This is a genomic window from Actinoplanes sp. NPDC051388 (assembly GCF_055586225.1).
This window is the reverse complement of record NZ_JBVJIP010000022.1, coordinates 82,722-97,116: the sequence shown is the minus strand read 5'-3', so window position 1 is coordinate 97,116 and position 14,395 is coordinate 82,722. Positions and strand designations below refer to the sequence as shown.

The following is a 14,395-nucleotide window of genomic DNA, read 5'->3' as shown; positions in this document are numbered from 1 at the left end:
GCCGCGGCGGAGCAACAACGCCTACGACGGGCCGCCATAGGGACAAATGCGATAAACCGATCGGTCAACCGATGGGCAGGCCGGGTGAGGTGAACGCCCGGCCGTCGTCGGTCACTACCGCGGACTCATAACCGTCTGCGACCAGCTTGGCGAGCCAGTCGATGCCGTTTTCGCCCATCGCGAGAGCGGTCGTCGCGTACGCGTCGGCGACCGCCAGATCGGCCCCGACCACCGTCACCGAGCGCAACCCCGACGCCGGCTGCCGGGTGCGCGGGTTCCACACGTGCTGCCCGCGCTCGTAGACGCCGGACGTGGCGACCGCGCCATCCGAGACGGACAGCACCCAGGCCAGCTTGTCGGCCTCCCACGGGTGCCGGATGCCGATCCGCCACGGCCCGCCGCGCACCCGGATGTCGCCGCCGGCGTTGATGTAGTGCCGCGTCGACCCGGCCGCCGCCAGCCGCTCCGACGCCACCTCGACCGACCAGCCCTTCACGTAACCCGACGGGTCGAGCGGCCCGGCCGCATAGGCGTCGAAGTAACCCTCGGTCGACTTCCACAGATCCGCGCACGCGTCCAGCACATGCCGCATGTCCGGCGACAACTCGGACAGAGCCAGCTCACGCCGCTGGAAGCGGTTGACCTCGCTATCCGGCTTGTAGGTGCTGAAGCGGGCATCGACAAGATGCAGCCACGCGCAGACATCGGGCAGCAGAGCAGCGGAGTCCAGCTCGATGCTCACGGCCGTACCCATGACCTGCTCGACGTGGCGCACGGACCGGGAGCCTACTTCGCGGCCTGGTCCAGCGCGGCCTGCAGGCCCTTGATGTAGGCCTCGCTGGTCAGCGTCGCGCCGGACACCGCGTCCACCTCGGCGCTCTGCGCCTCGAGCGTCGCGGCCTTGAGCGACGCGATGGCCGGCGGGTTGATCGTGGCGCTGTCGTTCGCGGTGGGGTACGTGGCCTGCACCGTCGCAATCTTGCCGCCGGTCACCTTGAGGGACAGCTCGATCGTGCCGTAGACGTACTTCGCCTTGGTCGCGTAGGTGCCGTTCTTGAACTTGCCCTCGTCGGCCGGCGGAGCCTCTTCTTCCTTCTTATCCGACTTCTCGGGGGCCGGCTTCTTCTTGTCGGCGCCGGCCGCCCCGGCGGAGTCCCCAGCGGGCTCGGTCGCCGCCACGTCGACGGGCGCGGACGCCGCGGGCGCCTCTGGCGCCTGCACGCTGAGCCGGACCCCGACGATGAGGGCGGCGCCGGTCAGGGTGCCCACGGCTGCTGCGGTGCTACGTCGCATCAGAAGAACTCCGTCGATAGGGGATCGGGGATGGTCAGAACTCGAACGGGTCGAGGTGCATCTGGCTGTCCGGCACCTCGAGTTCGTGCAGCGTCGCCACGGCGGCGTCGACCAGGCCGGGCGGGCCGCACAGGTAGACGTCCCGGCGGTTCACGTCGGGCACGAGGCCGAGCAGGCCGTTCGGGGTGAACAGGCGGCGCGGGCCGGGGTCGTTGCGGGAGCCGACGATGTAGCGGACCCACGCGTCGCGGCGCTCGGCGAGGTCCTCCAGCTCGGCGCGGAACACCAGTTCCTCGGGCCGGCTGGCCCGGTAGATCACGATGGTGTCGGCCGGCATGTCCTCGAGGAGCGCCCGGATCGGCGCGATGCCGCTGCCGCCGGCGATGAGCAGAGCACGACGACGGGTACGCCGCTCGGCGGTGAACGTACCGAAGGGACCCTCGGCCCAGACCGGCGTGCCGGGCTCCATCTCGGCCAGCTTGGCGGTGTGCCCGCCGACCGCGGTGATGGTCAGCCGGAGCCACTCGGGGTTGGGCGCGGCGGACAGCGAGAACGGGTGCGACTGCCACCAGCCGTTCGCGGTCAGGAAGCGCCACCGCATGAACTGGCCGGCCTGCGCGGGGAGCCGCTCGAGCCGCTTGCCGTCGATGTAGATGGAGAACGTGTTCGAGCCCTCGGCGACCACCTCGGCCACCTCGAAGCGGTGCCGCACGTTGAGCCAGACCGGCTCGATCAGGCGGCCCCAGACCAGCGCGGCGATGACCAGCGCGGCGAGCCCCGGCCACCAGATGCTGGCGTACGGGCCGCTGAGGTTGGCGCCGGTCGCGACCTGGTGGCCGTAGCCGAGCAGCAGGACCGCGTAACCGGACAGGTGGATCAGGTGCCACAGCTCGTACGGCAGCAGGTTCTTCATGCCCCGGATCGAAATCAGGCTGATCAGCACGAGCAGGCCGGCGGCCACGGTGGCACTGATCATGTCCGGCAGCGACGTGATGATCGTCTTGCCCTGCTCGACGACGCCGGTTTCGGCCGTCAGCGCGTACCCGTAAATGATGAAGACCGCGTGGGTCAGGACCATGACCACCAGTGACGTGCCCAGCCACCGATGCCATTTCAGCAGGTCGCGGGCGCCGACCCACTCCTCGAGCCAGGACACCCGGCTCATCATCAGGAGCTGGATGAAGAGCAGGTAGCCGGCGATCAGCCCGGTGATCCGGCCGACCGCCATCATCAGCGAGGCCGTGTCGCTGACGTCGCCGGCCTCGGTCTCGAACAGCCAGAGGGACACGCTGGTGCCCAGGCCGGCGAAGAACAACAGGACCGTGAGCAGGCGGTTCCCGGAGGTGGCCTCGGCCGGCGGGCGGTCGTCGATGGCCGGGGCGAGAGACTGCGCCTTCCAGCCGGTGGGGTCGGTGTGCGATTCGAGCACGACGTCACTGCGCTGGTAGGCGTCGTCCTGCCACCAGTTGTCCGGCTGTTCCGGCGACGGTCGCGCTTCCGCGAGGTAGCGAGCGGTCTCGACCGGCTGTTCCCGGGCGTAACGCTGGTCCTCGAAGGTACGGAACTGCTGGTCTGCGGTGTCGTTGTAGGCCCGCGCCATTCGTCCTCACCCTCAGCAAGTCGTCTGTCGGCGCCGGTCGACCCCCATCGGCCGGCGTGACGACCTGTTTCGGGTGGGCCGTCGGCTGGTTGTACGCAGCCCCGGCCGCGATGGCTCAACCATCGGCCGAGAAAGTTCCTCGTTCTCGGTCGCGGTAGCGTCCTGACGTGACCGCCGACAACCCCGACCTGCTCACGGTGGTCGGCATCGGCGCCGGCTCGTTCACCGACCTTTCCCGTACGAGTGAGAGCGCGCTCACGTCCGCCGAGGTGATCCTGGGCAGCCGCCGCCAGCTGGACCTGCTCCCCCTGTCGGTGCCGGGCGACCGGGTCGCCTGGCCGTCGCCGCTGCTGCCCGCCCTGCCCGGCCTGCTCGAAGCGCATCGTGGACGGCGGGTCTGCGTGCTGGCCAGCGGTGATCCGATGTTCCACGGGATCGGCGCGACGCTGGCCCGGCTGGTCGGGCCGTCCCGGCTGCGCGTGCTGCCGCATCCGTCGTCGGCGTCGCTGGCGGCCGCGCGCCTGGGCTGGCCGCTGGCCGACGTCGACGTGCTGAGCCTGGTCACCACCCCCGTCACCGCGCTGCATCGGCTGCTGAATCCGGGGCGGCGCATTCTCGTGCTGGGTGCGGTCTCCCCTGCCGAGGTGGCGTGCGTGCTGGTCGAACGCGGTTTCGGAGAGAGTTCGATGACCGTTTTGTCGCAGCTGGGCGGCGAGTCCGAGGAGATCGTCACGCTTGCGGCCGGCGACTGGGACGCTCGCGTGGTCGATCCGCTGCACGTGGTCGCGATCTCCTGCTCCGGCCCGGCCACACCGGTTGGCTTCGGCCTTTCCGATGATTCGTACATTTCGGATGGTCAGCTGACGAAGCGGGAGGTTCGCGCGGTCACCCTGGCCACGCTCGGGCCGGTCCCCGGCGAACTGCTGTGGGACGTCGGCGCGGGCTCGGGCAGCATCGGCATCGAGTGGATGCGCGCACACCCGTCGTGCCGGGCCGTTGCCGTCGAATCCGCTCTGGACCGGGTCGCGACCATCACCGCCAACGCGGCCGCGCTCGGCGTACCCGGATTGCGGGTGGTCTGCGGCCGCGCGCCGGACGCGCTGGCCGGCCTGCCCGCGCCCGACGCGGTCTTCATCGGCGGCGGCGTCACCGGCGACGGCCTGGTCGAAGCCTGCCTGGACGCCCTGTCGCCGGGCGGCCGGCTGGTCGCCAACGCGGTCACGCTCGAATCGGAAGCCGTGCTGACCGCCTGGCACGGCAAGCTCGGCGGTTCGCTGACCAGAGTGGCGGTACAACGGGCCACGCCGGTCGGCGGTTTCACCGGATGGCGCTCGATGATGCCGGTGACGACCTGGTCGGTGGTCAAGGCGTGACGGTCCACTTCATCGGGGCGGGCCCCGGCGCCGAAGACCTGATCACGGTACGCGGCCAGCGCCTGCTCGCCGCCAGCCCAGTGTGCCTCTACGCCGGCAGCCTGGTGCCGCCCGCCCTGCTCGCGGTCTGCCCGCCCGGCGCTCGGCTGGTGGACACCGCGGGGCTCGACCTGGACCAGATCGTGGCCGAGATGGTCGCCGCGCACTCTTCGGGCCTCGATGTGGCCCGGCTCTGCTCCGGGGATCCGGCGGTGTTCAGCGCGATGGCCGAGCAGATGCGCCGGCTGGACGCGGCGGGTGTGCCCTATGACGTGGTGCCCGGGGTGCCCGCGTTCGCCGCGGCCGCCGCGTCGCTGGCCCGCGAGTTCACCGTGCCCGGGGTGGCGCAGACCGTGATCCTGACGCGGACCGCCGAGCGAGCCACCGCGATGCCGCCCGGCGAGGATCTGGCCACGCTGGGCGCGAGCCGGTCCACGATGGTGCTGCATCTGGCGGTGCAGCGGATCGAGGCGGTGGTCGCCGACCTGGTCGGGTCCTATGGCGCGGACTGCCCGGTGGCGGTGGTGGCTCGGGCGTCGCGGGCGGATGAACTGATCGTGCGCGGGACGCTGGCCGACATCGCCGGCCGGGTGCGGGAGGCGGGGATCAAGCGGACCGCGGTGATCGTGGTGGGGGCGGCACTGACCGCTTCGCAGTTCCCGGACAGCCACCTGTATTCGGCGGACCGATGCCGGCCGTGAGCGGGCAGCCCGCCGGCGCCGGGGTGTTGCGTACAGGTGTGCAGAGAAAGCGCAGGGTGCTGATTCTCGGCGGGACCACCGAAGGGCGGCTGCTGGCCGCCGCGTGTGCCGCGCTCCCCCACGTCGCCACGGTGAGCTCGCTGGCCGGGCGGACCGCGGATCCGATCATTCCGGCCGGTGAGCTGCGGATCGGTGGGTTCGGCGGGGTGGCCGGGCTGGTCGCCTATCTGCGCGACGAGGGGATCGACGCGGTGGTCGATGCCACGCACACCTTTGCGCGGACGATGACCGAGCACGCCTGCGCGGCGGCGGCCGAGACCGGCGTGCCGCTGCTGATTCTGCGCCGGCCGGGGTGGTCGGAAGGGCCCGGCGACGACTGGCGGCGAGTGCCGTCGCTGGAAGACGCCGCGGCGCTGCTGACCGGCGGGCGGGTGTTTCTGACGACCGGGCGGCAGGGCATCGACGCGTTCGCCGGGCGGGACGACTGCTGGTTTCTGGCGCGGTCGGTCGAGCCGCCGGAGCCGCCGATGCCGGCCCGGCTGCAGGTGCTGCTGGATCGGGGGCCGTTCACCGTCGAGGGTGAGACGGCGCTGCTGCGGGAGCATCGGATCGACGTGCTGGTGACCAAGGACAGCGGCGGGGCGGCGGCCAAGCTGGAGGCGGCTCGGGCGGTGGGCATTCCGGTCGTCATGGTGGATCGGCCGGCGCTGCCGGGAATCGCCGGGCGAGCCCGGCCGGGCGCTGGCTCAGAGGAAGCAGAGCGCTCTGCGCCCTCAGAGGCAGCACGGCCGGGCGCTGGCCCAGAGGAAGCAGAGCGCTCTGCACCCTCAGAGGCAGCACGGCCGGGCGCTGGCCCAGAGGAAGCAGAGCGCTCTGCACCCTCAGAGGCAGCACGGCCGGGCGCTGGCCCAGAGGAAGCAGAGCGCTCTGCGCCCTCAGAGGCAGCACGGCCGGGCGCTGGCCCAGAGGAAGCAGAGCGCTCTGCTTCCTTTGGGGACGCGGCGGTTGTCGGGTCGGTGGCGGATGCGGTGGGCTGGATCGAAGGGCTGACGCACCGAAAGATGTAAATGCTTGAACACGTGCGGTGACATTGACGTGCGTGCTGGTCAGGGCGGTCCGAAGGGACGATGCATCTCGGTCGCGCGGGTGATGTGAGCACGCTCCGAACGTGGCCATGATCGGAGCGCAATCTCGTGTGCACCGCAGCGTGCGCATCCATGCCCGTTGAGTGGTCCGGCCTCGCGCCGGAGGGGCTACAGGACGGATCGGACGAATGGCCAAGCATCGCGCCGGAAAGGGCGTCGATCGGTGGATTCTGCCCCTTGCGGGCGTGCTTGCCGTGCTGGGGCTGGTCGTCGGTGTCGCGGTGACCGCTCTGAACGACGACTCGACGCCGGAGCGCGCCGGCAACGCCGCACGGCTGCCCTGTGACCAGCCTGTCCGGGTGGTCACCGCGTCGTCGTTCGCGCCGGTGCTCACCGCGCTGACCCCCGAACTGGAGAAGGGCGACGACTGCATCCGGCTCGACGTCACGGTGGCGGACGGGCGGGCCGCGATCACCCGGGCGGTCGAGGTCGGTGCGGACGTCTGGATTCCGGACGACGGATCCTGGGCCGGATCGGCGGGGGCGCTCAGCCTGGCCCAGGCGCCGCTGGCCGGCGCCGGGGCGGTGCTCGCCACCAGCCCGCTCTTCATGGTGACGGACAAGGCGACCGGCGCCCGGCTGACCACCGCCGGCGGCGGCTGGCTGAGCCTCTCCAAGCTGGTCGACCGCGAGCGCGACGTGCGCCTGGTGATCCGGGACCCGATCGGCTCCGGCGACGGGATGGTCGCGGCCGGATCCGTCGCCGAGGCGGTGTGGGCGGACGTGGACATGGACGCGTCCGCGCTCTGGCTCGCCAGGGCGCAGCGCAAGACCCGGATCGTCACCGGCGGCGCGGCCACTCCGGCCAAGGCCGGCGAGGTGGGTGTGGTGCCGGAATACGCGCTGGCCAAGACGCCCGCGGCGGGCACCCAGCCGGTGCTCCTGCCCGGCACCGACCACACCGCGATGTTGCGCTACACCTGGTATCCGCTCACCTCCGGCCTGGCCGACCCGGCGCGCGCGGCGTCGATCGAGCGGCTGCGGCTCAAGCTGGTCGGCCCGTCCGGCGCCGCCGCCGTCAAGACCGCGGGCTTGCGTACGGTGGCCGAGGCGCAAGCCGCCGTCGGGAAGACGCCGGCCCTGAAGGCGCCCGCGTTCGGGTTGCTGGGTGCGCACAACGTCGACCACGTCTTCGCCACCTGGTACGCGGCGGATCGGCGCACGAATCTGCTGGTCGCGGTCGACGTGTCGGGGTCGATGGCGGCGGCCACGCCGGGCTCGGCGGCGTCCCGGATCGACCTGGTGCGGCAGGGCTCGCGGTCGCTGGTCGCCCTGCTGCCGGACGACTCCCGGATGGGCCTGTGGGAGTTCGGCAGCGAGCTGGACGGGAGCCGGGACTACCGGCAGCTGGTCGCGATGAACGGGCTGGACGCGCCGCACCGCACGGCGATGCGCGGCTCGATCGACAGGCTCGCGGCGCAGGAGACCGGCACCGGGCTCTACGACACGATTCTGGCCGCGTACACGTCGGCGCGGAACAGTTATCGGGCGGGCGTGCCCAACCAGGTCTTGATCTTCACGGACGGGCGCAACGAGTCGGACGAGAACTCGCTGACCGCGCAGCAGCTGGCGCAACGGCTGCGGCAGGCCGCGGACCCGAAGCGGCCGGTGCTGCTCAGCGTGGTCACCTTCGGCAAGCCGGCCGAGGCCAAGATCGTGGAGAACGCGGTGCAGCCGGTCGAGGGCTACGTCGACGTGCTCGGCACGGCGAACGAGGTGGCCGCGGTCTTCATCCACGTCGCCGCGGGTGGCCTGCGGCATTGACCGATTTTGCACCTGGCGGCCACAGTGGACCCCATGGTGACGGGGATGGCTTGGGTGCGCTCGGCGCGGGCCGCGCTGGTCCACGGCCTGCGGTCGCGGACCCTGCCGGTGCTGGTGGTCTTCGCGGCCGTCTCGGTGGTCCTGCTGTGGCTGGCCCGCGGCGGTGAGGGGTACGGCCCCGGCCTGGCGCTCAACCTGGGTTCCGAGTTCATCGGCACGCTGGTGGTCATCTTCGCGCTGACCCCGATCATCCGGCGCGCCGAGCGGGGCCGGGTGCGCGAGCACCGGCATCTCGACTTCGACTGGTACATCGACCGGGTGCGGGCCGCCACCACCGGCATCCGGATCCTGCACACCTTCTCCCGCCTGCTGCTGCCGCCGTTCGACCAGCGCTTCCTGACCGCGGCGACGGACCTGCTGCGGCGTGGCGGCACGGCCCGGATCCTGCTGATGCACCCGGACTCGATCGGCGCCGCCCAGCGCACCGCCGAGTTGGCCGGGCTGGGCGACGTGGCCATCGAGTCGCGCCGCAACCTGCAGACCCTGGACCGTTTCCACCGCACCCTGGACGACAGCCTGCGACACCGGTTCGAGGTGCGGCTCTACTCCACCTCGGCGTCCGTGCAGGTCTACTGCTGGGACGATCGGCTGCTGGCCTCGTTCCTGCCGCTGGGCCGGCTGTCCGGCGACCACGCCCAGCTCGAGGTCGCGGACGACTCCCCGCTCGGCGGTTTCGTCTCGGAGCGGTTCGACGACCTGTGGGAGCGCAGCACGCCGGTCGACGACTACTGGCACGCGCACGTCACTATCGCGGGCGAGCAGCAGCAACGGTCGTACACGTCGCGGTTCCTGACCATTGGCGAGCACTGCTACCTGGCCGATCCGGAGGTGGTCGCGCACATCGCGCGGGCCGGCGGCGACCGGCTGCGCGCGGTCCTGCGGCACACGCCGGAGCGGGTCTATCGGGTCGAGGTGCTGGCCGGCGACCAGGCCGAGGCGACCCGGCGCTTCCTGGAGAAGTACGACCACCCGGAGACCGTCTTCGTGCGCCTCATCCCGGCCTCGGCGGGTTGATGTAGGCGCCGAGCGCTTCCGGCATCGGCACCGCCGGTCCGGCGCTCAGTGCTTGGGGATGCGGACCTCGTTGCGGGTGAAGTGGGCACGATAGGCGGTGGCGCTCATGCCGTAGTGCGAGCGGAAGCGGCGGGCGAAGTAGTTCTGGTCCGGCCAGCCGACCGCCTCGCCGATCCGGCTGATCTGCTCGTCGGTGTGCAGCAGCCGGTCCGCGGCCAGTTCGACCCGGTGCCGGGAGAGATAGGCGATCGGCGGCAGCCCGGTCGCCGACTTGAAGAGCCGCACCAGATAACCCGGCGCCAGGTGCTGCTCCGCGGCCAGTTCGGCGAGCGACCACTGGTGGGCCGGCCGGGCCTCCATCATGCGCATCGCGTCGAGCACCGCCGCGTGGGTGCGGCCGGCCGGCGCACCGGCCTCGGCGCCGGCCACCGCCGCGCGGGCCACGCAGCTGAGGATCAGCGAGAGGCGGCCGATGATGTCGCCGCGGTGCCGTTCCAGCGGGGCGTCCCGCAGCTCGCTCAGGGCGGCCAGGTGATCGATGCACTCGGCGAATCCGGGGCCGTCGAGGTGGGTGGTGAGCACGCCGCGGCGCTGATCCGAATAGGGCCCGGTCCACAGCAGGTATCCCAGCAGCGGGTCCTCGCGGGTCCAGGCCAGCTCGTGCCGGAGCAGGTCGGCCGAGAAGCAGCAGTTGTACATGTCCAGGTGGCGGCACTCCTCGTAGCCGTGCCACACGCCGGGGCGCAGCAGCATCACGTCGCCGACGCCGAGTCGCCGGCGCCCGGCCAGGCTGTGGTGCACCCCGGCGCCGCCGGTCATCACGGCCAGTTCGAAGAAGCTGTGGGTGTGCGCCTCGTGGGTGCCCTCGTGCATCCAGTGCCCGGCGAAGGCGACGTGGCCGTCGACGAAGTGAACCAGCGTTCCGCGGCTCTCCACCGGGGGCTCGTGCATGCCTCACGATAGGCCCGGAAGTGCATTTCGTGCTACCACCGGTGCAGTCAGGAGTAGGCCCCGACCTGCTCGAACCGCAGGATCGGGAGACGGCGAAACAGTATCGCCACAATCCCGTAATCGTTGTCGATCATGTGCCGCGGCGAGGATGAATCGTTTCAGGAGGTCAGATGACGCGAGCCGACGCCCCGTCGCCCGTCCGCTTCGAGCACCACACCGGCCCCGCGCTGGGCATCGGCACCGCACAACCGAGGCTGTCCTGGACCGTTCCCGCCGCCGGCGACGGGTACCGGCAGTCCGCGTACCAGATCGAAGTGGGCCTCGGTGACGCCGAGCCGGAGATCCACACCGTGGACTCCACCGACCAGGTCCTCGTGCCGTGGCCGGCCCGGCCGCTGGCGTCGCGGGAGACCGCGCGGGTCCGGGTGCGGGTGCGCGGCGACGAGTGGAGCGGGTGGAGCGAGCCCGCGACGGTCGAGGCCGGCCTGCTGACCGACGGCGACTGGACCGCCCGCTTCGTCGGACCGGCCACCAGCGGCGACGGGCCGATCGTCACGGGCGGCGGAGAGCTGCCGGACGGCGTCGTCAAGGCCCGGCTCTACGCCACCGCGCACGGCGTCTACCTGCCCGAGCTCAACGGCGCGCGGGTCGGCGACCACCAGCTCGCGCCCGGCTGGACCGCCTACGACCACCGGCTGCGCTACCAGACCTACGACGTCACCGAGCTGGTCGTGGCCGGCTCGAACACGCTCGCGTTCCAGTTGGGCAACGGCTGGTACCGCGGCCGGCTCGGTTTCCAGGGCCGCAAGGGCGTCTACGGCGACCGGCTGGCGGTGCTGGCCCAGCTCGAGGCGACCACCGCGGACGGCACGGTGCACGCGCTGGCCAGCGACGGCACCTGGACCGCCCGGGAGAGCACGGTGGTCAGCGACGACCTCTACGACGGGCAGCACACCGACCTGCGCCGCACCCCCGGGCCCGCGACGCCGGTCGAGGTGCTGGACAGCGACCCGCGGGTGCTGGTCGCCCCGGACGGCCCGCCGATCCGGATCACCGAGGTGGTGCCGGCGGCCGGGATCAGCACCTCGCCGTCCGGGCGCACGCTGGTGGACTTCGGCCAGAACGTGGTCGGCCGGGTGCGGCTCACCGTGCGCGGCCACGCCGCCGGGCACGAGATCGTGCTGCGGCACGCCGAGGTGCTCGAGGACGGCGAGCTCGGGGTACGCCCGCTGCGCACCGCGCGGGCCACCGACACGTTCGTGCTGGCCGGCCCGGAGGAGGTCACGCTGGACCCGGAGCTGACCTTCCACGGATTCCGCTATGCCGAGGTCACCGGCGTGCCGGACCTGACCACCGCCGATCTCGAGGCGGTCGTGATCCACTCGGATATGCGCCGCACCGGCTGGTTCGAGTCCTCGCACGAGCTGCTCAACCGCTTCCACGAGAACGTCGTCTGGGGCATGCGCGGCAACTTCGTGGACGTGCCCACGGACTGCCCGCAGCGCGACGAGCGGCTCGGCTGGACCGGTGACATCCAGGTCTTCACCCCCACCGCGAGCTTCCTCTACGACAGCGCCGGCTTCCTCACCAACTGGCTCGCCGACCTGGCCGCCGAGCAGCAGAAGGACGGCTCGGTCCCGTACGTGATCCCGGACGTGATCCGCCAGCCCGGCCCGGCCGCAGCCGCCTGGGGTGACGCCGCCGCCGTGGTGCCCTGGGTGGTCTACGAGCGCACCGGCGACCGCGGCCTGCTCGCCCGGCAGCTGCCCAGCATGCGCGCCTGGGTGGACCGGATCGCCGACCTGGCCGGCCCGGACCTGCTGTGGGCCGGCGGCTTCCAGTTCGGCGACTGGCTCGACCCGAAGGCGCCGCCGGCCGACCCGTTCCGTGCGCTGGCCGACCCCGACGTGATCGCCACCGCGCACCTGGCCCGGTCGGCCGAGATCGTGTCGAAGGCGGCCGCGGTGGTCGGCGCCGAGGCGGACGCCCGCACCTACGGCGACCTCGCCGAGCGGGTGCGCCGGGCGTTCGCGGACGAATACGCGACGGCCGGCGGACGGGTGCTCAGCGACGCCACCACGACCTATGCGCTGGCCCTGCAGTGGGCGCTGCTGCCCACCGAGGTGCAGCGCGACCGGGCCGGGCGGCGGCTGGCCGATCTGGTGCGGATCGCCGGGTTCCGGATCGGCACCGGGTTCGTCGGCACACCGCTGATGGCGGACGCGCTGGCCGACGCGGGCGAGCCGGAACTGGCCTATCGCCTGCTGCTGCAGACGCAGTGCCCGTCCTGGCTCTTCCCGGTGACGATGGGCGCCACCACGGTGTGGGAGCGCTGGGACAGCATGCTGCCGGACGGCAGCATCAACCCGGGCGAGATGACCTCGTTCAACCACTACGCGCTGGGCGCGGTCGCGGACTGGCTGCACCGGCGGGTGGCCGGGCTGGCGCCGGGTTCGCCCGGATACCGGACGCTGCTCGTCGACCCGATCCCGACCGGACAGCTCACCTCCGCGTCGGCCCGCCACCTCACCCCGTACGGCGAGGCGGCGGTGGCCTGGGAACGCGGCGGCGGAACCTTCCGGCTGAGCCTGACCGTGCCGGTCGGCGCCACCGCGGAGGTGCGGCTGCCGGGCGCGGCCGAGCCGGTGCGGGTGGGCCACGGCAGTCACGAGTGGGCGGTGGACGACCCCTGCGCCACCCCGCCCGCACTGCCCGCCGACCCGACCATCCGGCAGGCCATGGACCACGAGCCGACCTGGCTCGCGATCGGCGCCGCGGCGAAGGAAGCGGGCATCGCGGCCGATGACGCCGGGATGGCCGACCGCCTCGAGCGATTCCTCGACGCCCCGATCACGCAACTGGTGGACGCGGCCACCGCGGGCGGCTTCGTGCCCGGCGCCGACGTGCTGCGTACCCGTCTCGACTCTCTTCTCCGCACCGACCGTTCCCCCACTCAGGAGTGACCAATGCGCAAAAGAATGAGCACCGCACTGCTCGCCGCGCTCGCGGCGACTGCCATGACACTGAACGCGTGCAGCGCCGGCAGCCTCGGCTCGAGTGACGACGAGGGCGGCGGCAAGGTGACGCTGTCCTTCCTGGTGGACAACGGTCCCGAGACGGTGAAGGTCGGCGAGCAGCTGATCAAGGACTTCACCGCGAAGAACCCGGACATCACCCTCAAGATGGAGACCCGGCCGGCGGGCACCGACGGCGACAACATCGTCAAGACCCGGCTGTCCACCGGCGACATGAGCGACGTGTTCATGTACAACACCGGTTCGCTGTTCCAGGCGCTGGCGCCGCAGAAGAACCTGGTGTCGCTCGCCGATCAGGAATGGGTCGGCAAGCTGGACAAGAACTTCTCGACCACGGTCACCTCGGACGGCAAGGTCTACGGCGCGCCGTGGGGCAACTTCATGGCCGGCGCGATCATGTACAACCGCGCGGTCTACGCCAAGCTCGGCCTCACCGTGCCGACCACCTGGGCCGAGTTCATGGCCAACAACGCCAAGATCAAGGCGGACGGCGTCGCGCCGGTGATCCAGACCTACCAGGAGACCTGGACGTCGCAGCTGTTCGTCCTCGGCGACTTCCACAACGTGAGCGCGGCCGAGCCCAACTTCGCCGACGACTACACGAAGAACAAGGCCAAGTACGCGACCTCCGCGGCCGCCAAGGCCGGCTTCCAGCACCTGCAGGAGGTGCACGACCTCGGGTACGAGAACAAGGACTTCGCCTCGGCCAAGCTGGCCGACGGGCTGAAGCAGCTCGCCGACGGCAAGGGCGCGCACTACCCGATCCTGTCCGCCACGATCAGCCAGCTGATCGCCGACAACCCCGGCAAGCAGCAGGACATCGGCCTGTTCCCGATCCCGGGCGCCGACGCGTCGAAGAACGGCCTGACCGTGTGGAGCCCGGCCGGCACCTACATCCCGACCAGCACCACGGGGGCCAAGCTGGAGGCGGCCAAGAAGTTCGTCGCGTTCATCGCCAGCCCGGACGGCTGCGCCGCGCAGGCCACCGCGTCCACCCCGACCGGCGCCTTCGCGGTCGAGGGCTGCACGCTGCCGGCCGACGTGCCGCAGGTGGTCAAGGACATGACGACCTACATCGACGCCGGCAAGTCCAGCCTGGCGCTGGAGTTCCTCTCCCCGGTGAAGGGCCCGGCGCTCGAGCAGATCTGCGTCGAGGTCGGATCGGGCATCCGCAAGGCCGATGCCGCGGCCGCCCTGTATGACGAAGATGTGAAAAAGCAGGCACAGCAGCTCGGGTTGGAAGGCTGGTAGAGCATGGCGACCACGTCCGCGCCCCACCAGGCTCGGGCGGCCACGGGGCCGGGGGGGGGGGAAGGCGGCGGGGGGGAGGGGCCGAGGAAGTGCTCTGAACGGGTTTTTTTTTTCGCGGGGGTGGGCTCTAGGGTTCTTTTTCTTGTCTCCACCGCGGCGTCGTTTTCCCC

At 71.7% G+C, this 14,395-nt stretch carries 11 protein-coding genes; 7 read left to right on the top strand and 4 right to left on the bottom strand.

Translation table 11 applies throughout. From position 1 onward, the window contains the following. Positions 1-64: 64 nt before the first annotated feature. The 3 genes from ACZ6TI_RS40230 to ACZ6TI_RS40220 are packed head-to-tail and all read right to left on the bottom strand — an operon-like array spanning position 65 to position 2,893. Positions 65-754, bottom strand: a complete 690-nt coding sequence (locus tag ACZ6TI_RS40230; RefSeq protein WP_465350601.1) for an FAD:protein FMN transferase — start codon at positions 752-754, stop codon at positions 65-67. Positions 755-786: 32 nt separating this feature from the next. Further along, a complete protein-coding gene (locus tag ACZ6TI_RS40225) occupies positions 787-1,293 on the bottom strand; it encodes an FMN-binding protein (protein ID WP_465350520.1) in 507 nt (168 codons plus the stop codon). Between the two features lie 34 nt (positions 1,294-1,327). Beyond that, on the bottom strand, positions 1,328-2,893 hold the full coding sequence (locus tag ACZ6TI_RS40220; protein WP_465350519.1) for a ferredoxin reductase family protein: 1,566 nt from the start codon (positions 2,891-2,893) through the stop codon (positions 1,328-1,330). A gap of 167 nt (positions 2,894-3,060) precedes the next feature. Between ACZ6TI_RS40220 and cbiE the strand changes: the two genes are divergently transcribed. The 5 genes from cbiE to ACZ6TI_RS40195 all read left to right on the top strand — a co-directional run bounded on the left by cbiE (position 3,061) and on the right by ACZ6TI_RS40195 (position 8,988). Further along, positions 3,061-4,266: a precorrin-6y C5,15-methyltransferase (decarboxylating) subunit CbiE gene (gene cbiE, locus ACZ6TI_RS40215; RefSeq protein ID WP_465350518.1), complete on the top strand. Its 1,206-nt coding sequence runs from the start codon at positions 3,061-3,063 to the stop codon at positions 4,264-4,266. After that, positions 4,218-5,006, top strand: a complete 789-nt coding sequence (gene cobM / locus ACZ6TI_RS40210; RefSeq protein WP_465350517.1) for a precorrin-4 C(11)-methyltransferase — start codon at positions 4,218-4,220, stop codon at positions 5,004-5,006. Before cbiE ends, cobM begins: the two co-directional genes overlap by 49 nt. Before the next feature lie 38 nt (positions 5,007-5,044). Continuing rightward, positions 5,045-6,073 carry a cobalt-precorrin-6A reductase gene (locus ACZ6TI_RS40205; protein WP_465350516.1) on the top strand — a complete coding sequence of 343 codons (1,029 nt, stop codon included), beginning with the start codon at positions 5,045-5,047 and terminating at the stop codon, positions 6,071-6,073. A 206-nt stretch (positions 6,074-6,279) separates the two neighbouring features. After that, on the top strand, positions 6,280-7,914 hold the full coding sequence (locus ACZ6TI_RS40200) for a VWA domain-containing protein (RefSeq protein WP_465350515.1): 1,635 nt from the start codon (positions 6,280-6,282) through the stop codon (positions 7,912-7,914). 45 nt (positions 7,915-7,959) lie between these two features. Continuing rightward, positions 7,960-8,988: a hypothetical protein gene (locus ACZ6TI_RS40195; RefSeq protein ID WP_465350514.1), complete on the top strand. Its 1,029-nt coding sequence runs from the start codon at positions 7,960-7,962 to the stop codon at positions 8,986-8,988. Between the two features lie 45 nt (positions 8,989-9,033). Here ACZ6TI_RS40195 and ACZ6TI_RS40190 read toward each other — a convergent pair whose 3' ends face one another. Then, positions 9,034-9,939 (bottom strand): AraC family transcriptional regulator, encoded by a 906-nt coding sequence (locus ACZ6TI_RS40190; RefSeq protein ID WP_465350513.1) that lies wholly within the window; start codon positions 9,937-9,939, stop codon positions 9,034-9,036. 170 nt (positions 9,940-10,109) lie between these two features. On the opposite strand from ACZ6TI_RS40190, the gene ACZ6TI_RS40185 reads away from it, so the two are divergent. Further along, positions 10,110-12,902 (top strand): family 78 glycoside hydrolase catalytic domain, encoded by a 2,793-nt coding sequence (locus tag ACZ6TI_RS40185; protein WP_465350512.1) that lies wholly within the window; start codon positions 10,110-10,112, stop codon positions 12,900-12,902. 3 nt (positions 12,903-12,905) lie between these two features. After that, the gene (locus tag ACZ6TI_RS40180; protein ID WP_465350511.1) at positions 12,906-14,225 is read left to right on the top strand and encodes an ABC transporter substrate-binding protein; all 1,320 of its coding nucleotides are present in this window, start codon (positions 12,906-12,908) and stop codon (positions 14,223-14,225) included. The last annotated feature ends 170 nt before the right edge of the window (positions 14,226-14,395 follow it).

What these genes read in the sequence shown, in the direction of transcription:
- ACZ6TI_RS40200 (WP_465350515.1), top strand. Translation starts at nt 6,280, where the DNA reads ATGGCCAAGCATCGCGCCGGAAAGGGCGTCGATCGGTGGATTCTGCCC.
- ACZ6TI_RS40220 (WP_465350519.1), bottom strand. Translation starts at nt 2,893, where the DNA reads ATGGCGCGGGCCTACAACGACACCGCAGACCAGCAGTTCCGTACCTTC.
- ACZ6TI_RS40195 (WP_465350514.1), top strand. Translation starts at nt 7,960, where the DNA reads ATGGCTTGGGTGCGCTCGGCGCGGGCCGCGCTGGTCCACGGCCTGCGG.
- ACZ6TI_RS40180 (WP_465350511.1), top strand. Translation starts at nt 12,906, where the DNA reads ATGCGCAAAAGAATGAGCACCGCACTGCTCGCCGCGCTCGCGGCGACT.
- cobM (WP_465350517.1), top strand. Translation starts at nt 4,218, where the DNA reads ATGGCGCTCGATGATGCCGGTGACGACCTGGTCGGTGGTCAAGGCGTG.
- ACZ6TI_RS40185 (WP_465350512.1), top strand. Translation starts at nt 10,110, where the DNA reads ATGACGCGAGCCGACGCCCCGTCGCCCGTCCGCTTCGAGCACCACACC.
- ACZ6TI_RS40190 (WP_465350513.1), bottom strand. Translation starts at nt 9,939, where the DNA reads ATGCACGAGCCCCCGGTGGAGAGCCGCGGAACGCTGGTTCACTTCGTC.
- ACZ6TI_RS40225 (WP_465350520.1), bottom strand. Translation starts at nt 1,293, where the DNA reads ATGCGACGTAGCACCGCAGCAGCCGTGGGCACCCTGACCGGCGCCGCC.
- ACZ6TI_RS40230 (WP_465350601.1), bottom strand. Translation starts at nt 754, where the DNA reads ATGGGTACGGCCGTGAGCATCGAGCTGGACTCCGCTGCTCTGCTGCCC.